The organism is Paeniglutamicibacter psychrophenolicus (assembly GCF_017876575.1).
Taxonomy (GTDB): Bacteria; Actinomycetota; Actinomycetes; order Actinomycetales; family Micrococcaceae; genus Paeniglutamicibacter; species Paeniglutamicibacter psychrophenolicus.
The window spans coordinates 2,663,954-2,687,151 of the sequence record NZ_JAGIOE010000001.1; the positions used below are offsets into that span (position 1 = coordinate 2,663,954).

Genomic DNA, 23,198 nt, shown 5'->3' on the forward strand with positions numbered 1-23,198 from the left:
CAGCCTACGTCAACTGTGTGAGGCGTTGCCTGAATATTGGGTTTTTGGCTAACTGATTGTGGGTGTGTCCAGGTTTGAAGTCTCGCGCTTCTCCTTGACCAGCAGCCAGGCCAAGACACCGAAGAAGCCCAAGGCTCCGCTAACGGTAAATGCCCATCCGAAGCCCACTTGGTCGGCAATGAGGCCAGCAAGGATAGGGCCAATGATGGAACCAAAGTCCGTGGCCATCTGGAATGTAGCCAAGACCTTGCCTCCGTTTCGTCCTTGACCCACCACATCGGCAATGGCAGCCTGCTGGGCCGGCCCCATGAGACCGGTGCCGACGCCGCCAATGACGGATAGAGCAATGAACCACGGGATGTTGTCGACCCAGCCGATTGCGGCCGTGGAGAGCGACGCGATCGACAGCCCCACCAGAATCGGGAGCCTCCGTCCGTAGGTGTCGGTGAGCCTGCCGGCGACGGTCAACGCCGCACCGTTGCCAACGGCAAAGATTGCCAGCGCCAGGCCAGCCAACAACGTTCCCTTCGAGGCAAACGCGGCGACGGCAAAGAGCGGGATCAAGGACATCCGTACGCCAAAGGCCATCCAGCCGTTTGTGAACCCGGACACCAGCGCCGCCTTGAAGGAGGCAGCGCCCCAGGCCTCGGACAACGGGATTCGTTCAACCGCGACGGCTTCTTCAGCTGCACTTTTCTCGGTGGCCCCGCGTGAATGCGACAGGGAAAAGTAGACGATTGATGCGGCAACAATGAGTGCACCGCCGTAAATGAAGAACGGAATCCGGAAACCCATGCCGGCCGCAAAGGAGCCCAGCACCGGCCCTGCAACATTTCCCAGCAGGAACGAACCGGAATACAACCCGGCGATCCGGCCCCGGATCTCCCTCGGCGACATCCGGGCAATCAGGGCCATGGCCGAGACCGTAAACATGGTTGAGCCCAGTCCGCCCAATCCGCGGAAAATGAGTAGCTGGGTGTACGACTGCGCAAAGCCGCACAGGATCGTCGAGGCGGCGACAATCAACACACCAGTGACATAGACGGTGGGTTCCCCCAGCCGATCGGTCAGCTTCCCGCTGACGGGTGCGAAGATCAGCCGGGCAAAAGCGAAGATGCTGACAATGACGCTGGCGGCGGCAACACCGACGTTAAAGCTGGTGGCAAATTGGGGAAGGATCGGAGCAATGAGCCCAAATCCCAAGGCAACAACAAAGGCGGCCGCGACAAGGACGCGGATTTCTCGGGGGACCGACGGCAATTTCCGTAAATCCGGATTAACCGGTTTTTCTGGGAAATCGGAAGTCGAAGCATTCTTAGGCATAGGTAAGACAAGTTTAGTCTGTGAGAAGCTAGGACAGTGTCAGAACAACTTAACTTGATCATTGTCCTCGTTGCAGTGGTTGCCGTCATCGGTATTGGTGCTGCCTTCTTCCTTGTGCGTGGCCGTAAGGCACCCAAGGGAACGTACACCGGTCCGCGCGACGCCAACGACCCAGCGCCAACGCTCACCACAGATGCACCATCCACCGAAGCCCCGGAGGCATTGGTCCCGGCCGAGGCCGCGGAAATCGAAATTGTGGACGAAACCGCCGGCAAGGTGCTCGTCCCCACCGATGTCCCCGAACCGGTCCAGGGGCGTCTGGCGCGGCTGCGTGCCCGCCTGAGCAAGTCCAACACCGTCCTGGGCAAGGGCTTGCTCGCCCTTTTGAGCCAGGACAAGATCGACGAAGACGTCTGGGACGAAATCGAAGAGACTTTGCTCTTGGCAGATTTGGGCACCGAACCGACCCTTGAGCTCGTGGACGCCTTGCGCGAACGTGTCAAGGTTGAAGGCAGTCGGGACCCGCAGCGGGTCCACGACATGCTCCGCGAGGAACTCATCAAGCTGGTCGACCCGACCATGGACCGCAACTTCATCCCGGTTCGCCATGCGGATCGCCCGAACGTGATCATGGTTGTTGGCGTCAACGGCGTCGGCAAGACCACCACCATCGGCAAGATGGCCCGAGTGCTGGTTGCGGAGAACAAGGACGTCCTCCTCGGTGCAGCCGATACCTTCCGTGCCGCTGCAGCCGAACAGCTGGCCACCTGGGGCGACCGCGTGGGGGTACCCACCGTCAAGTCCGACGTCGATGGCGCCGACCCGGCATCCGTTGCCTTTGAGGCAGTGACCGCCGGCATCGAGCAGGAGGTCGACATCGTCATGATCGACACCGCCGGCCGCCTGCAGAACAAGGTCGGCCTGATGGACGAACTTGGCAAGATCAAGCGAGTCATTGAAAAGAAGGCAACCGTAGACGAGGTCCTATTGGTCCTGGATGCGACCACCGGGCAGAACGGCCTGAACCAGGCCAAGGTCTTCTCCGAGGTCGTCAACGTCACCGGCATCGTCCTCACGAAGCTCGACGGCACCGCCAAAGGCGGCATCGTCGTGGCCATCCAGCGTCAGCTCGGTGTTCCGGTCAAGCTGGTCGGCCTGGGCGAAGGCCCGGACGACCTGGCACCGTTTGATGCCGAAGCGTTCGTCGACGCACTACTGGATTAATCCTGCAGATCAGAGACACCTTTGATGCCTGCGAACGGCGGTCATGGAACCATACATGGCCGCCGTTCGCATATCCAGAGAAATTGGGTATGAAGCATTGATCTTCGGGTGGACGGGGTGTAGATCTTTAGACACGGGGAAGTCTGGAATAACTTGGGGGGAATATTGTGGGGAAGTTATTGCGTTTGGGGATGACTTTGTGGCTTGCGCTTGCCTTGGTTGGGTGTGGAGGCTCAACGAACCAATCAGATATCAGTCAGTCGGCGGCCGCCCAATCATCTGCTGAAGCGCTGAAGGCTGAACAAACAAGGAAAGCTGCTGCGTCATCTTATGAAGCTGCACAAGAATCGGCTCTCGCCGAAGAACAGGCTGCTGCCGAATCGTCAGCTGCTGCACAAGCCGAAGCAGATGAGCTGGCCGCTGAGGCATCTGCAGAAGCCGAAGCGGAGGCAAGTGCTAAAGCTGAGGCAGAGGCGGCAGCCGCTGCAGCAAAAAAGAGCAAACTGGCGATTAGGAACGCAGAGCCAGTCAGTGCCCGCAAACTAGCAAAGCTTGTCAAAAACCCGGACAACTACAAGGGTGACGTGATTGTTGTCTATGGTGAAATCACACAATTTGATGCAGCCACAGGTACATGTTCTTTCCGCGCTAATATTGCGAACTCCCGGAAATACGAAACTTGGGATTATGAGTACAATTCGCTATTTACTGCTGGCGACGGTGTCGAGGATTGTCCCGCCTTGGATGATTTTGTGGCCGATGATCAGGTCAAGATGACTGCGACATCGTTGGGTTCGTTGAGCTATGACACCCAGATCGGTGGCAGCACAACTGTGCCGTATTTCCAAGTGGAAAAGATTTCGATGCTCAAGTAGACAGGTATAGAAGTCCTCATTCGAGCATTCATTTAATGTTGGGCGGCCACGCAGAACGTGGCCGCCTTTCTCATGCCACCAAGATTCGGAAACAAGCACGCAATGTGACAGACACGAGCCTTTTACTTCAAAGCCGATTCGGTAACCACCGCGAAACGGTTGGTCGAATCGCATGTAACACCGCCACGGAATTCTTGAATCAGGCGAGAAAGACTCGCGAGCGATTCAGGGAGGCGTTAGACATGGAGCTAACAACGACTCAGGTATGGATGATGGTGTGTGCCGCGCTCGTCCTGCTGATGACCCCGGCACTGGCATTCTTCTACGGGGGCATGACCCGGGCCAAGAGTGTGCTGAACATGATGATGATGAGTTTCTCGGCCATTGCCCTCGTCACCGTGGTGTGGGTGCTCTGGGGCAACTCCATGGCAGGCGGAGGCGCAAGCCTTGGCGGCCTCATGGGAAATCCGGCAGACGGGTTCGGGATGGGATCCATGCTCGGCACCGACGGCTTCATTGCCGCCGGTTACGGAGCGACCTTCGCGATCATCACCGTTGCACTGATTTCCGGGGCCGTGGCGGACCGCGCAAAATTCAGCGCCTGGATGGTATTCGTTCCCGTCTGGGTGACCGTGGTCTACGCACCGATCGCCTTCTGGGTGTGGGGCGGCGGCATCCTCGGCGCCGACGGCGCCATCGGCTCGGTGGTGGGCGAGGCCATTGACTTCGCCGGAGGCACCGTGGTGCACATCAACGCCGGCGTTGCCGGATTGATCTTGGCGCTCATCCTTGGCAAGCGCCGCGGATTCGGAAAAGATCCGAGCCAGCGTCCCCACAACATCCCCTTCGTCATGCTTGGTGCGGCCCTTCTCTGGTTTGGATGGTTCGGATTCAACGGCGGCGCCGCCAGTACCGCCGAGGAAGCCGGATTGATCTGGGTGAACACCTTGGCAGCCCCCGCTGCAGCATTGCTGGGCTGGATCTTGGTCGAGCGCCTTCGTGATGGCCACAGCACCTCCTTGGGTGCTGCCTCAGGTATCGTGGCCGGTCTGGTGGCCATCACCCCCGCTTGCGCCAACATCACTCCGGTTGCCGCCATTGGATTGGGCATCGTTGCCGGGGTCGCCTCGGCCTTGGCCGTGGGGCTGAAGTACCGCTGGGGCTACGACGATTCCCTTGACGTGGTGGGTGTGCACCTGGTCTCCGGCATCATTGGAACCGTGGCGCTGGGATTCATTGCCCTTCCCGTTGACGGGGTGGGTGGCGGACTCTTCTACGGCGGCGGGTTCGGCCAGCTCTGGGCACAGATCGTTGCCTGCCTGGTGGTCATGTCCTTCACTGCCATCATGACAGCCATCATCGGCCTTGCCATTCACAAGACCATGGGCTTCCGTATCACCACCGAGCACGAAATCGCCGGCATCGACCTGATGCAGCACGCCGAGACCGGCTACGAGTTCGGTGGATTGGGCACCGGCGGCACCTTCGTCCCGCACCCGGCCACGTCGGCACACCTGAAGTCCACCGCCGCCGACAAGGATGCGGATCGAGTCAAGGAAGAGGTCAACGCATGAAACTCGTGACAGCCATCATCCGGCCCGAAAAGACCGACCAGATCCGGGAGGCACTCGAGTCCTACGGAGTCCAGGGTATGACCATCAGCCAAGCCAGCGGTTACGGTCGGCAGCGCGGACACACGCAGGTCTACCGGGGCGCCGAATACACGGTCGACCTCCTTCCCAAGGTCCGCCTCGAAATCCTGGTGGAAGAGGACTCCTGCGACGACATCCTGGATGTCTTGATCTCCACGGCCAACACCGGCAGCGCAGGTGACGGGAAGATCTGGGTCACCCACGTGGAAGAAGTGATCCGGGTCCGCACCGGGGAGCGCGGCATGGCCGCGGTGTAGTCCGACGAATACGAGAATGCGGGTTGGTCCATTCTGAATGAATGGACCAACCCGCATTTCTGTGTGTCTGCTTCGTTGAACGGCGAGGAGGGAGTCAGGAGTCGTCCCCGTCGTCGCCGGAGTCTGTTGAGTCCACGGCGCTGCCACGGAGCTCGTATGACTGCAACTGCTGTTCCCGGCCCTTGATCAGTGTGTCGATCGCCCCGATGAAGTCCGTTGTTGACGAGCCGCGTTGGCGATCCCCAAAATAGAACGCACGCATCTGCAGGCGTTCCTCACTCGGGGCCGCGTTGAGATGCGTGGCCATTGAGGCGAGCAAGGAGTCTTGGGTTGAATCGCTGATCACCGGGCATGCCCTGCTGACGGGAACTTCCCGATTCAGCTTCTCCAAGTCGTTTCGACGATCGGTGAGAATCAGCGGCTTTGCCGGGTGCAAGTACAGGAAATCCAGGCCCACGCTCGACACATCGGTGACCAACGCGTCAATGTCTTCGAAGAGCGCCAGGATGTTCTGGGCTTCGGCAATCACGTGTTGGGCGCCGGCGGTGTTGTGTTCTTCAAGGATTTCACTGATCCGCGTGTGTGCACTTGCGACTGCGGATGTCGTTGACGTCAGGATGCGTGGATGAGGCTTGTAGATGACCCGCGTGTCTGGGAGGGCCACCAATGCCTCGATGATCCTCTCGCCAAAGAGATCCATGGAGGTGTAGTTGTTTGCATCGTTCTCACCTTCCCACGTGGGCGCATACATCACGGTCCTGCCGGTGAATGCGGGAAGTTCGGACTCAAAACGCGAGTCCAACTGTGGCCTGCCAACGCTGAGAAGTTTGTCCAGGTCGAAATCCAGTAGGACCGCCTTGTGGCGTTCAACGGCGGCCGGGCCGGCAACAAAGATCTTGTCGTAGGCCTTCGCTTGGTTCGAGACCATTGAAAGCTTGTCGCTCTCGCCATGGTTGACATGGACGTGTACCGGTCTGCTGGCGCTCAGGGACTGGAAATTCGCCACACCGTTGTTGACGTAGAGGCAAAGCTTGAAATCGTTGAAGTTGTAGAAGTTCACGAGGTCGTCCAAACGGCGGACGTAGATCTTGGGGAGGTCCGTCAACTTCCTGAAATGGCGCATCGTGGGCACCTTCCGGAAGACGAGCACGACTCGGTGGAGCTCGTGGAGCTTCTCCAAGGTGGGGATCCACTGTTCAAGTTGGTAGGCCTTGTTGACCACGTCGCTGAAGTAGACCACGACGTCTCCGGCCACCGGAATATGGTCCAGTTCGTGATTGGCAACGGTTGCCGTGCCCAGGCCAAGCCATCTTCTGGTCTTGAGGCCCGGTTTGGAGCTGATCGCTGCCTTGAGCTGTTGGCTCAACCAATCCTTCATCGTGCCGGTCACCTGCTTCCGTCTTTTCATGCCCGTTCTCCGGCCGGCACAACGTCCGGCGAGAAACGGGAAATTCAATATGTGCCTTGCCCTCAAAGCTGGCATCGCAACCTGTGTGCTTCATGAGGGTGAGCTTGATGGAACCAATCTTCCGGCACAGAAGTGAGTATTGATAGGGCGGGGCTGGTAGCCGCGGTCCGCGGATCCTGGCGCGCGAAGACGGGGATTCCTCTCGCTATTTGAAGCTCAGGTTTCCGTAGGCGGTGAAATAGGGCACAGAAGCCGGTTTGGGCGTGGCGCCGAGGCGTATGGTGCGAGTCAGACCGCCAACGTCAAGGACGGCGTTGATGTCCAACGCATCGGAACCCGGAAGTTGGGCGCGCAACGAGGAGGGAATCCTGAAACCGAAGATGCCATCCGATTCGCTGTACGGTTCGAACGTCTTTCCCTGGCTGGCGTCGGTTCCCCGTTCGGTGACAACGAGCGTGAGGCCCCCAAGCTGTTCGGAGCCGGTGTTGACGGCGACCTCCAGGTCGGTGTCACCGTCCGCATGGAACCGCAGCCCGGCCAGCCGAACCGTGGCAGCCGCGAGGACCTCGCGGTTCTTCTTGTTCAGTCGGGCCATTTCGAGGGCTTCCTTCCATTGGGTGAAGATCTTCTCGCTGCTGTATTGCCTGGCCGTTTGGAACGCGTGGGCAGACATCTCGGCGCACAACGCATCATCGTCCAGGAGCCGGGCCACGGCCCTGGCGGCCGCTTCCTGGTCGCCAAAGGGGATCAGGAAACCGTTGCGTCCATCCTCGATGACGTCCCGGGGACCGAAGTCCACGTCGTAGGCGACCGGTACACAGCCGTGGGCCTGGGCCTCGAGGATCGCCAGCGATTGCCCTTCGAACTTGCTGCACAGCAGCAGGACACCTGCCTTCGCCAGGCGCCGTGGCACATCATGGACGTGCCCGTGGAAGCTCACCAGGTGACCGATATTGAGGTGATCGACGTGTTCTTCCAGGACCGGGCGTTGGTCCCCATCCCCGATCAGGTCCAGGTGGACAGGAACGTTTGTCGCGGCCACGGCGTTGACGATGTCTATGACCGCCCCGATGTTCTTGCCCTTGGTGAACCGGCCCACGTGGAGCACCTTGCCCGGTTCCCGGTCCTCGAATGCAGGCAACACGGCGGGCCCGTCCACGGGGTTGCTGATGACCACGGTGTTGGAACCGTCGCCGAACCTCTGCACAAAGGCGGTGCGCTGGGATTCGGTCAGGAAGGTGATGCCGTCCCAGGCGTCGCGGTTGTCAATGATCTTCCGGTGGGCCGGCGACAGCTTCCCGGTGAGCGTGTCTTGTCCGGCGGTGACATGCGTGCTGTGGAAGTTGACGAACTTCAGTGCGGTGGGGTGCTGCCATACGAAGAGGAATCCCGCCGCGAACTTGCTGTCAATGATCACATCGGCATTGCTTCTGTCGACGAGTTCCGTTAGCCAATGGCGGTAGAGCCGAGCGGCACTGGTGAATTCGTATTGGACGCTTCCGTCGGCGGTCAGAAGCTGCAGCGTCCTGACTGCTTCGTCGGGATCGTGCGGGGAAGGGAGCGTTGCATCCACCAAGTACACACTGCCGTCGCGTCGATGGTATTCATGCTTTGACAACTTGTCGTTACCTGTGGATGCGTAATCGATGCAGAACAAGGACCCGTCAATCGACCGGTCGAGCCGCGCGGCCTCGGTCCAGGGAATCCCGGCGTCGCGCAACGTCAGCTCGCGACCTCCTGCCGTGGCTGGAGCTTGCTCGGCGTAGTACTCATGGAGATTGAGCAGCGGAACCCCGGGGTGGAGCTTTCCGTTGGCCTTCAGAGACGTGCGAATTTCGTCGAGCCCGGGGTTTGCGTCGAAGGTCACCACGGCGCTGGGAACGCCCCGCTCGTGGAAGAGCCCGGCACGCTTCAGGCACATGGCGGTCATGCCGCCGAAACCCAGTTCGACCGCCCACGTGACCATGAGTGCAGCCCTTGGCGCCCAGTGGGACTGTGCCGGCTGGCTTACCACGTGGCTCAAATGATTGTGCGTTGGACTGGATTGCATTGACTAAGGCTCCTTGGTTGCGTGGATCGGTTGCAGGTTGCCTTCGACCACCGTAGCCGTTGATCCTTGGTGCTGCACGAGAGCGGACTCTCTTTTCGCGAATTGTGTAGGCCTTTACCTAGGTGATGGACTATCACAGTGGTCCAGGGTCAAGTTTCGAAGGACCGTGGAAAAGCAGGAACTTATCCACCTGAACCGGCACCGATTTGAGGACGCAGTATCCACGAATTGCATATGCAAGCACGTCTTCCCTTCGACTTCCGACGCCATGCTGCCCTGACGATGGCAGGCGGGGCGGTGTTGAAGGTTTGTCTTATCGCGTGGTGCTCGGTGAGAGATTGGCCAGGGGGTGTGGCCGATGGCATGGAGTCTGCCAGGCACGCGGAAATTCCGGCGTCAAGCTAGTTCGGGCACCTCGCCGAGGGCACGATCCGAGCTCGGATCGTGCCGTCTTGGATCGAGGGCTCCAGCCAAACGGACCCGGGAACATTGGCTGGAGGCATGAAGAATCCACATCGTGACGAAGGAAAATGGATCCTATTGATCGGTGATTCGGATTGGCCGCGCAAGCTCCGTATATTGAACAGGTGCGCGCCCCTTTTGTTTTGACACCGTATTTGTGGACTTGCCTGGTTCTGGGAGCTTTCTTCATCCCGGTCATTGTGGTGCTCCCTGCCTCGAACGATCTGTTCGTGCACGCGGCCACACTCGAACAACTGCAGGCAAATTTCTGGGCCCCTCGGGATCCCATGGTGAACGAGAACGGGCTGGGAAATCCCTATTTTTCGCCGTACATGGTTCTCTGGGCCGCCGTGGAGAAAGTCACCGGCTTGGGGACGTTCGCCGTTCTGCGACTCGCGGCCGTCGTGAACCTGGTTCTGTTTCTGACCGGATTTGGGGCCTTTGTGGGCACAATGACTGACAACCGGAAGGCACCGATCTTTTCGCTGGCAGCGGTGTTCTTCCTCTGGGGCACTGGATTCCTCTACTGGAGCGGATTCATCTCGTTCCCAAGCCTCATTGCGTCGATTGCCTACCCATCGACTTTTGCCGTTGGCATGGGGATGTGGCTTTGGGTATGGCTCTCCAGGCTTCTCTTTCGAACGGGTGATTCACATTCGCGGGCCTCGCTCACACTATTCATCGCCGTGGGCGGAGCATTAGTCGTCCTGTCCCACCAATTCACGGCCGTGGGTGTCTGCCTATACGCGGGGCTGTACGTGCTGAGGCACCACCGCAGGCTTACCCGGAACACATTGATATGTTTCGCCGTGATAGTGGCCGTCGTACTGTCATCGATTCTGGTGTGGCCGTGGTTCAACCTGCTCTCCTCAACCGGCGGGGTGGAAGGCTTCAATGCGGTGCATAAGCCGCTCTACACAGACTTGGTGAAGCGGTACTCGTTGTTGCTTGTCGCCGTCCCTGTGCTGGTCTATCGACTGGCAAAGGACAAGGCCGACCCCTTGGTGCTCACCGTCCTGATTTGCCTGGGTGTCTTCGTTTATGGAGGCGTGAGCGGAAATTATTTTTTGGCCAGGATCTTTCCTCCGGTGGCGCTGCTGAGCCAGATTGCCGTGGGCATTGCCGTAGCCCAGTGGCTGGGTGGCGGACGCAAACGAATCCAGCGGCTATATGCGGCAGCCGCATGTGTTGTCATCTTGGGCGGGGTGTTTTTCCAAAGCGGATTCCTCAATCTTTTGTTGCCAGGTGCCTACCCCGCGGCACTGGATAAAACTTTCGGATCGCGCATGACCAAGGGTGACTACCGCTGGCTGACTGCGCATGCCGAACCGGGAGAGTCGGTGATGACCACCAACTGGGACGCACGGGCAATGGCGCCCGGATATGGGATATTTACTGTCATGACCGCGTGGCCGGACCCGTTTTTGGGCGACGTCGAGCGGGAGCGGCGTGCCGATTCGCAGGAATTCTTCAGGGCGAATACGGATTCCCGGCGCAGGGCCGAACTCATGACTAAATACGGCGCACGATGGGTGATTGTGGTCGAGAAGGACGCAGTGGTCCTTGCCGATGATCCGCAATTCAGCTGGGTTGGCGAACGGCCCGACACCGGGGTGCGCGAGGAGGACACGCTCCGTGGGCGGCAGCAGCTCTTCGAATTCTTAGGGGGATAGCGGCCTCCCAGCGTCAAGCCTCCGTCCTCGGCCACCATCACCTGACCCACGCCTCGATCTTGAAACCGTGGGCAGGTTTTCAGCTTGGCCTCCGGTGGTCAGGAAGAATTCCCGGGTCCCAGGCCGCCATAGTGGGCGGCGAGACGCTTCAACCCCTCGTCAAGGCCCACGCTCGGCTCCCAGTCCAGGACCTCCCGGGTTTCGCGCTGGTCGAACCAGTGCGCGGTGGAGAGCTGTTCGGCGAGGAACTTGGTCATGGGTGGTTCGTCGTGCACCAGGTTCCGCGACCCGGCCGCGAGCCACAAGCGCTCAATGACCGAGCCCGCGCCGCGCGCCAGCCAGCCAGGGACGCTTAGGCGCGGTGCCGGCACGCCGCCGGCCCGGCAGATCCCGGCGATCAGCTCGCCCACGGGCCGCGGTTCGCCGTTGGTGACCACCAGGGCACGGCCGTGGGCGTGTTCCATGCGCTCGAGCCCGCGCACGATGGCACCGGCGGCATTGTCGATGTAGGTGGTGTCTATCAGCGCGGCACCCTGGTCCAGCAACGGAAGCCTGCCGTCCCTGGCCCGCTCGATCATGCGTTCCACCAGCTGGGTGTCGCCCGGGCCCCAGACCACGTGCGGCCTGATGGCCGTCACGCGGAAACCCGGTGCGTCCTGGGCCAGCGCATTGAGCTCGGCGGCCGCCTTGGACCGGGCGTAGTTCCCGCGGGCCCGGTCCGGGTCGGCAACCCCGGCCCCGGCTCCGGCCAGCGGTTCGCCGAAGTGGGCGACCGAGGGGGAGGAAACGAACACGAAGTCCCTGGCCCCGGCGTCCCTGGCCGCCTCGAGCAGGGTGTTGGTTCCGGTGATGTTGGTGGCCACGAAGTCGTGCCAGGAACCCGTGAAGGAGACCTTGGCCGCCAGGTGGATGACCGCGTCCATGCCGCGCACGGCACGGCGGACCGCGGCCGGATCTGTCAGCGAGCCCAGCACCTCGTCCGTGGCTGCCGTTGAGGCACGGCGCTGGAAGGTTCGCACCTGGTGCCCCTTGGCCCGCAGCAGCGTGGCCACGGCCCCGCCGAGCAGCCCGCTGGCTCCGGTTACCAGCACATGGCGCGGGGCCTCGGGAATCAGCTCGGCGCTCATGGGTTGCGGATCCTTCCCCCGGCCAACGTGGTGGTGGCCCATGTGGCCAGTGCGGCCCGGTCGATCTTGGAATTGTGCCGGATGTCGGTGGGCAGCACCGGGACCACCAGCACCGCCGAGACCTTGGTCCCGGTGCGGGCGACCGCGACACGCACGGCCTGGGCCAGTGCCTCGGGTGCGGGTGCCGCGCGGCGAGCCGGAGGAACGGTCTCCATGACCACCACGGAGGCCTGTGTCCCCGTGGGGCCCACGCCGACCAATGCGGCGCGTCCGGCGCCTGTTACGGATTCGGCGGCCTGCTCGGCCGCGACCGGGGTCTTGGGTCCGGTGGGGGTGTTGAGCACGTGGCCCAGCCGTCCCTCGACCCAGAGGCGTCCGGCGTCATCGAGGTGTCCCACGTCCCCGGTGCGGTGCCAGCCGGGGATCGAGGTGCTGAGCTGTTCGGTGATCCAGAGCCTGTCGTAGCGGTCCTTCACGTGCGGGGCACGGACCAGGATCTCACCGGTGAGGTTGGCGGTGGTTTCCGGTGTGTCGCCCGCTTTCCCGCTGGCGTCCAGCGGGGCAATGGAAACCTGTGCCCCGGCGACCGGGGTGCCCACGCAGACCCCGTTGCCCGATCCGGCGGCACGGATACCGTCCAGGTCGATGTCGGTGACAGGAAGGGCCTCGGTCATCCCGTAGGGGGTGTGCACCCTGGCATTGGGAACCAGGTCCTGGACCTTGGCGAGCAATGGCTCCGGGATCGGGGCTCCGGCCGAAAGCATCAGTGAGATGCCTTCCAAGACACGGCGCTGGGATGCATCCAAGGAATCCTGGGTTTCCAGGACATTGGCCAGGGCCGCGGGGGAGGCAAACACCGCGGTCGCATCCACGGCGGCGGCGGCATCCGCCAGGGCGCCGGCGGTGAGCGTGCGCGGTGCCGTGACATCCATGTCCGGGGTCACCGAGGTGGCACCCAGGGCCGGGCCGAGCAGCGCGAACGGGGCGAACCCGGCCACCAGGGCCGAGCCGGCCTTCAGGTCGTAGGTCTCGCGCAGGGTGTCCCGCATCGCGGCCAGCTGCCGGTGGGTGTACACGACACCCTTTGCCGGTCCGGTGGAACCTGAGGTGAAGAGCACCGCGGCGTCCGCGTCCGGGTCCGCCGGGGCGAAATCCGTGCCCGCTGGTGTTGCTTGGCTTCCTGCCTCGAGCAGCTCGGGGATGGTGTGTGCCACCCCGAGCAGCTTGCGTTTGGCGCTTGGCATGTCCTGAACGGCGATCCGGGTTCCGGGCCAGCCCAGGAACCTGGCACCGGTCAGCGCCCGGTCGATTCCAATGAGGTAGCCGGGGCCCGCCCCGCGGATGGCCCGTCCCAGTCCCTGGGTTCCCAGACCTGCGTCGGCCACGACAATGACGGCGCCCAGGCGCAGGCAGGCATAGATCAGCGAGGTCAGCTCAATGCCCGGGGGCACCAGCAGGTTCACCCGGTCACCGGGCTTGACCCCGATCCCGGCCAGTCCGCCGGCCAGTGCATTGACCCGTTGGCCCAGCTGCGACCAGGACAGGGACCGCGGCGGGTTGATGTCAACGACCGCAGTGCTGTTGTCTTCGGTGCGCGAGTCCAGTTCGGCCAGCATCGGCCGGTAGACGGCCAGGGCCTGCGCGCGGTGGGCGGCTTTCGATTCGTTGTTGTGGCCAAGGAAGTCAAAGACCGGGGTGGCGATGTCGCGGTCCTCGGGCAGCAGGTGGCCGGCTCCCTCGAAGCGGTGAACCGCGGCGTGGGGGAGTCGGCCCATGAGATCGCGCAGGTAGCGGTCGGAGAAGACCGGGTCCTTGGGGCCCCAGAGCAGCAGGGCCGGGACCTTTAGCGATTTGATGCCCTCGGCGGTTGCCTCGAGCGCGGGACGGCTGGGGTGGTCCTCGGTGAAGGGGATGTCGGCAACGAAGTTGCCGACCCCGGTGCGCCGGTTGGCGTTGGTGTAGGGCGCCATGAAGGCCTTGCGGACCTCCGGCTTCAGGGCCGGGTGGGCCAGGGAGTGGGTGGTGCGCAGGAACGCATCGGTTCTCTTGGTTCCCCAGCCGTGCACCGCGGGGTGGGATGCCAGGCGCAGGGCGGCGGGCAGCTCGAAGCCGGCCGGGTGAACCGCGGTGTTGGTGAGAACCACGTTGGCCAGCTGCTGTTGGTGTGCCAGGGCCCAGCCCAGGGAGATGAGTCCTCCCCAGTCGTGTCCCACCGTGGTGACCGGGCCGGTGATCCCCAGCGTGGTGGTCAGGTCGCCCAGGTCGTTGACCCGGTCCGCGAGCCGGCGGAACACGCCCGTGCGGGCGGAGAAGCCCATGTCCAGCTGGTCCACCGCCACCACGCGCCAGGGCAGCTCGTGGGCGGAGACGTGGTTCAGCAGGCCGCGCCAGAGGTAGGACCAGGTGGGGTTGCCGTGCACGCACAGCAGCGTGCCCACCGGTTCGATGCCCTTGTCCTTGAGTTCGGATTCGTTGTCCAGCAGGTGCCACTGGTGGCTGGTGCCCGGTGCATCCGCCGCCGTGGTGGAGGGAACCTGGACGCGGCGGGAGTACCGGCGAGCGACACCGGGGAAGATCTCGGTCACCAGGCAAGCTCCAGCATGGCGGTGTTCAGGCCCGAGCCGACACCCATGCACAAGACCCGGTCACCGGGCTTCAAGGTCTTGGCTTCCTGGGAAAGGGTCATGGGCAGCGAGGCCGGCCCGACATTGCCCCACTTGGGGAACGTGATCGGCACCCGGTCCCGGACCAGGCCCACGGCCTTGATAATGGCATTGGTGTAGGAATTGGAAACCTGGTGGGTCACGTAGCGATCCATTGACCGCCAGTTCCACCCGGCATGGTGCGCCTCGTCCCAGGCGTTGACCACCAATTCCAGTCCGTTGTCCAGCAGTCCCTTGGTATCGGTGTACATGCCGTTCAGGCCGCCCACACACAGTTCGTGGTGTTCGGTCCCGGCGCGGGAGACTCCGCCCACGATCCGGTGGGCACCGGGGTGTGCGTCGGCCGGGCCGATCACCGCGGCGGCGGCACCCGAGCCCAGGGTGAGGGTGGCGAACTGGTTCAGGTAGTCCTCGCGGGTCGAATCCTCGGCGTTGAGCCGGGCAAAGGTGGTTTCCTGGGTGGTCTGGGCGTCCTCGCCTGCCACCACCAGCGCGTATTTGATCTGCCCGGAATCGATCATGTTCGCGGCCAGGGTCATGCCGTTGACAAAGCCCAGGCAGGCATTGGTGATGTCAAAATTCATCGCCGAGGAAGGCAGGCCGAGATCGTTGTGCACCTTCGAGGCAACCGAAGGCTCCAGGTTGCGCCGGGTCACCGAGGTGTTGATCAGCAGGCCGATCTGGCCCGCCTCGATGCCGGCCTCGGCCATGGCCTTGCCGCCTGCCTCCACCGCTGCGTCGTCGAAGCTGGTGCCCTCGGACCACCAACGGCGTTCCACGACACCGGAGACGCGTTCAAGGAGTTTCTTGGACAGGCGCAACCGCTTGAGGCTGGGGGCCAGACGTTCGTCGAATTCGGCCGAACTCAGGACCCTGGGGGCCTGCACGCTGGTGACGGCCAAAAGGGCCGCGTTGTCGTGCCTAAACGTTGCATTGCCGTTCAAAATCTAGCCTTTGTGTCGGGGCTGTCGTGCCGGTGCCGGCCGCGCAGAATATGGTCGTCGGGGTCATCGGGGAATCCAACGATAAAGGTTGTCCTCCTCCTACCGTATTCCCTGCCGGGCCCCGCGCCACACACGGGCGCGCCCTTTGCCGATGGTGGCGCGCCAAGCGGTGCCTTCCATGGAACCGGGAAGCATGCGCAATCAGGCCGGAATTCGGGGGCTGGAATCGGCCGTTCGTTCGCGGGAAGGCCCGTGGCGGTTTCCCTAAGAGCCAAGCGCGAAGCGGGCCACGGCCAAGGAGCCGCGGGCGGTTAGGCGACCGGCACCGTGCGCCGCGCAAGGAACAGCGCACCCACCGCCATGGCCACCGCCGCGGCGCCCGTCGATGCCGCCTGCACCGACTCGGCCCACCGGGCGTCATAGGCCTTGAGCGCAAGCAGGGGCGAGATCACGTAGATGGCCGCGAGGTAGCCCGCGAAACCGGTGCCGAGCAGGAACACGCATGCGGCGCCGGCGGCCGGCAGCCTGGCGCGCCACATGGCGGCAAGGATCAGCGGAGGCACGACCCCGGCCAGGAGCACGCCCCAGGACAGTCCCGTGGCATCCGGCATCCCGGATGCGGCTCCGGTGAGGCCGGAGACGAGTGCATGGGACCCGATCACGGCGAAGGAGGCCGCGAAGAGGACGGCAAGCAGTGCCTCGCATGCGGCAGCGGCGATCCCGACGCTCCTGAGGTGGTCCACCGTTGGATCCGGCAGGAACATGACACCGGCCGCCATGGCCAGGACCCCGATCGCCTGCAGCAGCAGGGCGAGACCGAACAGTTGCGCGGTCGTGCCCAGCGGGACCCAGTTCTCCACGGGGAAGTAGTAGTCGTAGCGGTGGTTTTCGATCAGCAGGCCCCTGGGTCCCCGGGCGCCGGCGGGAACCACCCAGCGCTGCAGCACCGCGGCCAGCTGCACGAGGAAGGAAAGCAGGAACAGGGAGCCGGCAATGGCCAGCCACAGGATCCTGGCCCTGCGAAAACGCAGGGCTTCGAGGCCCGTTCCCGATGGCTTGCTGCCCGACATGACCCAACCGTAGCAATGTGCCCGCACGAGTCAATGGCTGCGCTGTTTTCCGGTGCCCGGCGGCGCTCGCCGGTGCCCGGATCAAGGGGATTGCGGCGCTATGCGCGCTCCACGCCCACGTCCGCGCGCCGGACCACGTCCCTGGCGCCGAAGGCCAGGGCAATGGCCGCAGCGGCGGTGGATGCGGCGACAACCGTCTCGGTGAAGCGCGCGGTGTCGTGGGACCCTCCAAAGAAGATCGGCGCCACCACGTAGGTGGCCAGCAGGTAGCCCAGCAGGGTCGTGCCGATCAGCAAGGCGCACGCTGCACCGGCCGCCGGCAACCTGTTCCCCCAGATCAGTGCCAGGGCACCCAGCCCGAGCAACGCGGCCCAGAACATTGTCCAGAACACTCCCGGCCCGATCTGCATCCCGGGAATCGTTCCGTTGGCCCCGGAGGCGAGGAGGTATCCACCGTGGGCCGTGAAGGTTGCCGCCACGAGGAGCACCAACACCGCCTCGAGCACCGCGATGCCCGCCGTTCCGAGGCGACTGAAAATCCTCGTCGTGGCCGGCAACAGCATGATCCCCAGCGCCATGGCCAGCAGGCCAAGCACCTGGACCAGCAGGCCCGCCCCGAGGAGCTGCGCGGCAGTCCCGATGGGCTCCCAGTCGTCCCCCGGGATGAAGTAGTCATAGACGTGGTCTTCGACCGAGGTGTCGGTGGGCCCGCGCGTGCCGCTGAAGGTGACCCAGCGCTGCAGCGAGGCCAGCAGCTGCAGCGTGAAGGACACCAAAAACAGTGCCGTGGCGGCAAGCAAGGAGATGAACGCGGTCCTGCGGAAACGCACTTTCCGGGTGTAGTCACCGGCTTCGTCTAGGCCTGGCATGGCCCTACCGTAGCAACGTCCGGGCAGGAGTCAATGGTTGTTCGGGCTCCCGGGCCAGGGGTCGGGTTCTTCATCGGGCAACCCTGGCCCGGCGCACCAGCGAACCGACGGCGAAAAGCATCGAGAGTCCCGCTGCGGCGGTGGATGCGATGACCACCATTTCGTTCCACGGGAAGAACCCGTCGCCGGCGAACATGGCCAGCAGGGGAGCGAGGAGGATGGCGGCCGTGAAGTCGCCCAGCACGGTGGATCCGAGCAGGAACACGCACGCGAACGTGGCCGGCAGCGAGCTGCCCCGCCACGAGATGGCCGCTGCCACCAGGCCGGCCAATGAGAGCAGGAGCAGCATCCTTTCGGGGAACGGCGATTCCGCCATGATGGTCTGGGTGCCGGAGGTCCCCGTCACCAGGGCCCGGATCGCCCAGGCCGCAAACGCACCTGCGGCCAGGAATGCGGCCACCGAGCCGGCCACCGCTGCCTTGCGGCGGCCCGCAGCCCGGGGCAGTGCCGGAACCCCGGCCGCCATGGCGAGGATCCCCAGCACCTTGAGCCCGGTGGCGGCACCGATGAGCCGGTTGATCGCGGCGAATTGTTCCAGCGGGTCCGCTCCGGGCGCCTCTTCGGCCATTTGGCTGGAGAAGAGGTCCCAGCCCTGGCGCGAGGCCTGCTGCTGGATGAGCGCCGAGACGAGGAACAGCACGGCTGCCGCGAGCAGGAGCGTGGGTGAAGCGGCGCCGAAGCGGACTCCGGGCCTGGCCCGGATCGAATCTGTGGTGGCCTCCATGGCCCAACCCTAGCCATGGGGCGGGCGAAGTCAATGGGAGCGGTTGTGCGCCGGTTCCGGGGCCTTGTTTTATTCAGCGTGCCGGTAGCGGCGCACCACGGTGCCGGCTGCGAAAATCATGGCCAGGGCGGCCGCGGCCGTTGAGCCGGCGACCACGCTTTCGAGCCACGGGGTCGTGTCGTGCGAGACGTAGCCGGCGATCATGGCAGCGATCGTGAAATTGGCGATCGCGCCACCGAACATATTTGAACCCAGCAGGAACACGCACGCAACCGATGCCGCCTTCGACATGCCCGCCCACAGCCACGCCAGGGCGACCATGCCGCCGAGCCCGCCCCAGACCATGAGCGGGAGCAACACCGAGGAGTGCTGCAGGTCGGAGGGAGCGGCGTTGATCCCGGAGATCAGGGCGTGGGCGCCCAGGACCGCGAAAGCGGCGGCAACCAGGAGTGCGAGCACCGGCTCGGTGACGATTCCGATCCGGTTGGGTGCCACCCGGGGCACGGCCAGCACGCCCACGGCCATGGCCAGGACACCCAGCGCCTGCAGCAGCGTGCCCGCCCCGAAGAGCTGGGCCGCTGTCCCGATGGGTTCCCACGGATCGGCGGGGAAGCTGTAATCCAGGAGGTGGTCTTCGACCGAGAGCTCGTTGCCCGGCCGTTGCCCCCGAAGCACAACCCAGCGTTGGATCGAGCCCAGGTGCTGCAGCACCGCCGAGGCCAGAAACAGCACGGCGGCTGCAAGGAACCCGAAGACCGAGGCCTTGGGGAGGCGAATGGCCAGTTCGGGCTGGCCTGTTTTGTTGGTGGCCGACATGGCCCCACAGTAGCTGTGGAACGCCGGGAGTCAATACGTACGTTCGTCCCGCGGTTTCTCGAAAGAGCCCTGACCTGACCGGAAAACGTTCGCGATAGGTTGCGGATTACGCAGCGTTACCTGACATCTATTGATATTTATTCGGTGGCGCGGAGAAATAAAAAGGCTCAGTCAAACGTTGGCGACTATCCTCTCCTAGCCGCCAAGCTCAACAGGGAAGTTGTTGAAATCGTGAGAGCTGGATTTATGGGGGGTATCGCTAGCCCATCACGATGGCTGGCTGCTCGTTCGGGCTATGTCTTTGACAGTCTTGGGCGCCGGTGCAACTTGAGGTCCCTCTCCGCTCGAACTCTGAACCACGGGGGACTAAACACACGAAACGGCTTAATTGAGCGACAATGTGGTGCATACGACTCTTCGGCTATATGAATGAACGGCCAGTATTCGGAACTCCCCAGCACCACGTCCTACCACCTGAAAGACCGCTTTACGAACCTGTCGTGGTACTTGCGAGGGCACCACGGAGTTCCACAATACTTTCTAATAGGGAGTCATACTTTCCTTTGGGAAATGACTTTACCGTTAGACCATATATTTCAGTAAAAAGACGGCGGCGGAAATGAGGGATATCCCCGTCCATGACTAGCACGTGGCCAGGGCCACGGCCTGTGACTCCAAACAGTGATTCAAGGATCAGTTTGAGATCTGGATCGTTAAAGCTGTAGCCGACAAACAGTGCCATCTTGGTGAGCAGCAGTGATTGGAGTACTTCAAGCGCCAGCGAGCCTTCGTTCCGGAGGCTCGTATATTCACTTTGTGTGAATACTATTTTGCCTGCATGCTTTGCCGTCCCATGAATTTTCAGCAGGACATTTCTACCCTGCCTGATTGAGTTGTCGATGTGAGCATCGTAAAACTGCACACTTGCCCAACCGCCAGCCGTGGCTTCTTCTAATATGGAGTCAAAGTTCGTTGTGACGATCACCGATGGCTCAAGGTCAATCAAATTATAATGCAATTCCGATGGGCGAAACGGATCGTTACTCGGACCATTGCACAGCGTATCTATTTTATCATTATAATGATTTATATTTCCCGTGTCAGAAGCTATGTATCGAAGGTATTCTGCGGCTAGTAAATAATCTTTATGTTCAATTATTGATTCAAATTCTTGTTTGGCTTCGGTCGTTTTGCAGAATTCTGTACTCAATTCAATAAGTAGATTGTCCCATGAGAGTGGGGATTCGCCGGATGAGTTCTTGCAGCCCATTGACGCTCCTGCGCCTACGAAGAGAATAATATTCTTTCGAGTAACCTGTTTGATAAGGTCTTCGGGCCAGTCGATCAAGCTCAGTTGGACACCTCGACAAAATTCAAATTGAGTGAATGGGCGATATTATCGCCAATTTCCGCTAGCTTCTCGGAGTAGCGACGCTGCTGGCTAAATTGAGCGCCATTCAAGCCATCCCTACTGGTCAGGGAAAAGATGGGAGCGTGTGCGGACTGAGCCAGCGGAACCATGGAGAACATGTATGGCACCACTCCTAAGTCGAGGGGGTGGCCCGACGACCCCAAATGAGAGGCCAGGGCTTCTGCCTTTGATGGGATCTCATTTTTATATCTATCATAAGCTTGTACTGACCTAGCTTTACCTTCTGTGTATTTAGTCAGATATTCTTGAGTTGTATATCCAGCAAATATTATATTTTGACTTGCTTCTATAGGTAGTCCAAGTGAATTTATCTCTGTTATAGAATTCTCATCCAGCATGGCAGCGATTCCACGAGCATAAGTCTTGCCCCACTTTTCGAACCATGTAGATAGGTTGTCAAAAGAGTAAAGGCTAAATAGGTCCGGAGCAACCGGCGTCAAGAACGCATCTGAGCCAATGAGGATTGACCTGTTTAGTGCACCAAGGCTTGGACCCACGTCGAAGATGACTAAATCGTAATCCGCGGAATCGACTAGGCTACGCGCCCAGTGGGTCCTGGCCGCAGCTCCAATTTGCCCACCCGCGAAGTTTGCCCACGATTCGCTGAGGGTATCCTCGAGCAATGACAGGAATGGGTGACCGGCGAGAACGTCAACACCGAAACGATGACTCCGAATTGTAGGAAGTTCCTTGTCAATTTCAGAGTTTCCTCTTCGAAGATTATTTATTGTTTTAAGAATCGTTCTTTTTTCAGATTCTTCGTGGGATTCGTATACGTCTTTCCATGTACTCTCGGGTAGGAGTATCTGTGTCGCGTTGCATTGGGGATCACAATCAACAAAGAGAATCTTCTTTTTATGATTTTTAGATAGATAGTAGGCCATGTTGACGGCCAGTGTTGTTTTTCCAACACCACCCTTGTTGTTGAAAAATGTTAGAGCTTTCATGAATCTCCTCGTATGTATAGGGCTGACTTGTGTCCCCTTGATGTTCTGCGGAAATCGTATTTGAAGCGATAATTCCACATTTTACATGATAGCGAAGGTGAAGGAGCGAGGTCGGAAAAGTGGCATGTGAGCCACCGCTGCCGAGCTGGAAAATATATGTTGTTCCTGGTTACTTAGACGCCTGTTGGAGTGCTGCTCGTGCAGTTGGTGTCCCAGCCCGCAGGGCCGTTGCCCCCGGCCGGGTACTCGTCCAGGCCCACCACGTCGTCCGCCCAAGCCGTGAGGATCGGGTCCACGATCCGCCAGCATTCCTCGGCGGTGTCCCCGCGCACCGACAGCGTCGGATCCCCGGAGAGCACACCGAGCAGCACTTCGCCGTAGGGCAGCAGGTCCGGGGAGTTCAGTTCCGCCGCCAGGGTCACGTGGTCAAGGGTGTACAGGTCGCCCGGGCCGTTGACGTCCAGGTCCAGCGAGAGGGTGTCTGGGCCGAACCCGATGCGCAGCTTGGTCGGTTCGTCGGTGCCCTTGAATCCGGTGGGCAGGTGGGAGACCGGGCGGAAGGTGATGATCGCTTCCTTCCGGGCGGTGCCCAGCGCCTTGCCGGCGCGCAGGATGAACGGGACCCCGGCCCAGCGCGAGTTGTTGATGTTCAGCGTGACCTCGGCCAGCGTCTCGGTCTTCAGCGCCGGCTCCACGCCCTTCTCGGCCGCGTAGTCCGGCACCGGGCGTCCCTTCGAGGTGCCTGCGGTGTACCGGGCACGGCGGGTGGACTTCTTCGGGTCCCCGGCCACGGCGGTGGCGCGCAGCACCGAGCCCAGGTGGTCGCGCACGTCGCGCTCCTTCAGGGTGGCAGGGGCGTTCATGGTCAGCAGGCCCAGGATCTGGAGCAGGTGCGACTGGATCATGTCGCGCAGCGCCCCGGCCCCGTCGTAGTACCCGGCCCGGTCCTCCAGGGCGAGTTCCTCGTCGTAGAAGATCTCGATCTTCTCCACGTGCTCGGAGGTGAACAGGGGCTCGAGCAGCCGGTTGGCGAAGCGCAGGCCCAGGATGTTGAACACAGTGCCCTTGCCCAAGAAGTGGTCGACCCGGTGGATGTTTTCCTCCGGCACCAGGCGGATCAGTGTGCGGTTCAGGCCCTGGGCGGACTTTTGCGTGGAGCCAAAGGGCTTTTCCATGACCAAAAGCGTGGTTTCGGGCAGCTGTCCCGGTTCCAGGACCTCGCAGGCCTTCTGGCTCACCGCCGGGGGCAGGGCGAAGTACAGGGCCACCGGGCCATCGAGCGTCTTCACCAGGTTGGCCAGCTCGTTGGGCTTGGTGACATCGAGCTCGGTGAAGGAGGTGTGCGCCGCGATCTTCACCAGTTCCGCCTTGCCCTCCTCGGTGGCGTGCTCCATGGCCGCCTCGCAGGTCTCGGTGACGCGCTGCTGCCATTTTTCCTGGCTGTAGCCCGGGCCACCGGCCCCGGCCAGGTGCAGCCCGGTGGCCCGGCCCGATCCGATCAGCCGGGCCAGGCCCGGAAGCAGCAGCCTTCCGGTCAGGTCCCCGGAGGCTCCGAGGATCAACAATGTGCTTACGTGGGTGCCGCCGTGCTGGCCTGTTTCAATGCTCACTCCTCTACATTG

General features: G+C 62.1%; 18 protein-coding genes. 5 read left to right on the top strand and 13 right to left on the bottom strand.

What is annotated here, in order from left to right; genetic code table 11:
- Positions 1–48: 48 nt before the first annotated feature.
- Positions 49–1,323: an MFS transporter gene (locus JOF46_RS12060; RefSeq protein WP_209907506.1), complete on the bottom strand. Its 1,275-nt coding sequence runs from the start codon at positions 1,321–1,323 to the stop codon at positions 49–51.
- A gap of 36 nt (positions 1,324–1,359) precedes the next feature.
- Here JOF46_RS12060 and ftsY point away from each other — a divergent pair, with 36 nt between their 5' ends.
- From ftsY to JOF46_RS12080, 4 genes are all read left to right on the top strand, one after another.
- A complete protein-coding gene (gene ftsY / locus JOF46_RS12065) occupies positions 1,360–2,547 on the top strand; it encodes a signal recognition particle-docking protein FtsY (protein ID WP_209907507.1) in 1,188 nt (395 codons plus the stop codon).
- A 191-nt stretch (positions 2,548–2,738) separates the two neighbouring features.
- Entirely contained in the window at positions 2,739–3,422 is a 684-nt protein-coding gene (locus JOF46_RS12070) for a hypothetical protein (protein ID WP_209907508.1), read from the top strand.
- A gap of 242 nt (positions 3,423–3,664) precedes the next feature.
- Positions 3,665–4,996: an ammonium transporter gene (locus JOF46_RS12075; protein WP_209907509.1), complete on the top strand. Its 1,332-nt coding sequence runs from the start codon at positions 3,665–3,667 to the stop codon at positions 4,994–4,996.
- Positions 4,993–5,331 carry a P-II family nitrogen regulator gene (locus JOF46_RS12080; RefSeq protein ID WP_209907510.1) on the top strand — a complete coding sequence of 113 codons (339 nt, stop codon included), beginning with the start codon at positions 4,993–4,995 and terminating at the stop codon, positions 5,329–5,331. Before JOF46_RS12075 ends, JOF46_RS12080 begins: the two co-directional genes overlap by 4 nt.
- 94 nt (positions 5,332–5,425) lie before the next feature.
- On the opposite strand, the gene JOF46_RS22740 is transcribed toward JOF46_RS12080, so the two are convergent.
- Positions 5,426–6,721 carry a CDP-glycerol glycerophosphotransferase family protein gene (locus JOF46_RS22740; RefSeq protein ID WP_209907511.1) on the bottom strand — a complete coding sequence of 432 codons (1,296 nt, stop codon included), beginning with the start codon at positions 6,719–6,721 and terminating at the stop codon, positions 5,426–5,428.
- Between the two features lie 223 nt (positions 6,722–6,944).
- Positions 6,945–8,705: a glycosyltransferase gene (locus JOF46_RS12090; protein ID WP_209907512.1), complete on the bottom strand. Its 1,761-nt coding sequence runs from the start codon at positions 8,703–8,705 to the stop codon at positions 6,945–6,947.
- A 641-nt stretch (positions 8,706–9,346) separates the two neighbouring features.
- Between JOF46_RS12090 and JOF46_RS12095 the strand changes: the two genes are divergently transcribed.
- The gene (locus JOF46_RS12095) at positions 9,347–10,924 is read left to right on the top strand and encodes a hypothetical protein (RefSeq protein ID WP_209907513.1); all 1,578 of its coding nucleotides are present in this window, start codon (positions 9,347–9,349) and stop codon (positions 10,922–10,924) included.
- A 98-nt stretch (positions 10,925–11,022) separates the two neighbouring features.
- Here JOF46_RS12095 and JOF46_RS12100 read toward each other — a convergent pair whose 3' ends face one another.
- The 10 genes from JOF46_RS12100 to JOF46_RS12145 all read right to left on the bottom strand — a co-directional run bounded on the left by JOF46_RS12100 (position 11,023) and on the right by JOF46_RS12145 (position 23,186).
- The gene (locus JOF46_RS12100; RefSeq protein WP_209907514.1) at positions 11,023–12,051 is read right to left on the bottom strand and encodes an NAD-dependent epimerase/dehydratase family protein; all 1,029 of its coding nucleotides are present in this window, start codon (positions 12,049–12,051) and stop codon (positions 11,023–11,025) included.
- A complete protein-coding gene (locus JOF46_RS12105; protein WP_425355054.1) occupies positions 12,048–14,636 on the bottom strand; it encodes an alpha/beta fold hydrolase in 2,589 nt (862 codons plus the stop codon). Before JOF46_RS12105 ends, JOF46_RS12100 begins: the two co-directional genes overlap by 4 nt.
- Positions 14,633–15,658: a 3-oxoacyl-ACP synthase III gene (locus JOF46_RS12110; protein ID WP_209907515.1), complete on the bottom strand. Its 1,026-nt coding sequence runs from the start codon at positions 15,656–15,658 to the stop codon at positions 14,633–14,635. Before JOF46_RS12110 ends, JOF46_RS12105 begins: the two co-directional genes overlap by 4 nt.
- A 311-nt stretch (positions 15,659–15,969) precedes the next feature.
- A complete protein-coding gene (locus tag JOF46_RS12115) occupies positions 15,970–16,728 on the bottom strand; it encodes a hypothetical protein (RefSeq protein ID WP_209907516.1) in 759 nt (252 codons plus the stop codon).
- A 98-nt stretch (positions 16,729–16,826) separates the two neighbouring features.
- Positions 16,827–17,597, bottom strand: a complete 771-nt coding sequence (locus JOF46_RS12120) for a hypothetical protein (protein ID WP_209907517.1) — start codon at positions 17,595–17,597, stop codon at positions 16,827–16,829.
- A 70-nt stretch (positions 17,598–17,667) separates the two neighbouring features.
- Positions 17,668–18,381, bottom strand: a complete 714-nt coding sequence (locus JOF46_RS12125; protein ID WP_209907518.1) for a hypothetical protein — start codon at positions 18,379–18,381, stop codon at positions 17,668–17,670.
- A 69-nt stretch (positions 18,382–18,450) separates the two neighbouring features.
- Positions 18,451–19,197 (bottom strand): hypothetical protein, encoded by a 747-nt coding sequence (locus JOF46_RS12130; protein ID WP_209907519.1) that lies wholly within the window; start codon positions 19,195–19,197, stop codon positions 18,451–18,453.
- A 487-nt stretch (positions 19,198–19,684) separates the two neighbouring features.
- Entirely contained in the window at positions 19,685–20,545 is an 861-nt protein-coding gene (locus JOF46_RS12135; RefSeq protein ID WP_209907520.1) for an SIR2 family NAD-dependent protein deacylase, read from the bottom strand.
- Positions 20,546–20,547: 2 nt separating this feature from the next.
- Positions 20,548–21,576: a ParA family protein gene (locus tag JOF46_RS12140; protein ID WP_209907521.1), complete on the bottom strand. Its 1,029-nt coding sequence runs from the start codon at positions 21,574–21,576 to the stop codon at positions 20,548–20,550.
- Positions 21,577–21,749: 173 nt separating this feature from the next.
- A complete protein-coding gene (locus JOF46_RS12145; RefSeq protein ID WP_209907522.1) occupies positions 21,750–23,186 on the bottom strand; it encodes a glucose-6-phosphate dehydrogenase in 1,437 nt (478 codons plus the stop codon).
- Between the last annotated feature and the right edge of the window lie 12 nt (positions 23,187–23,198).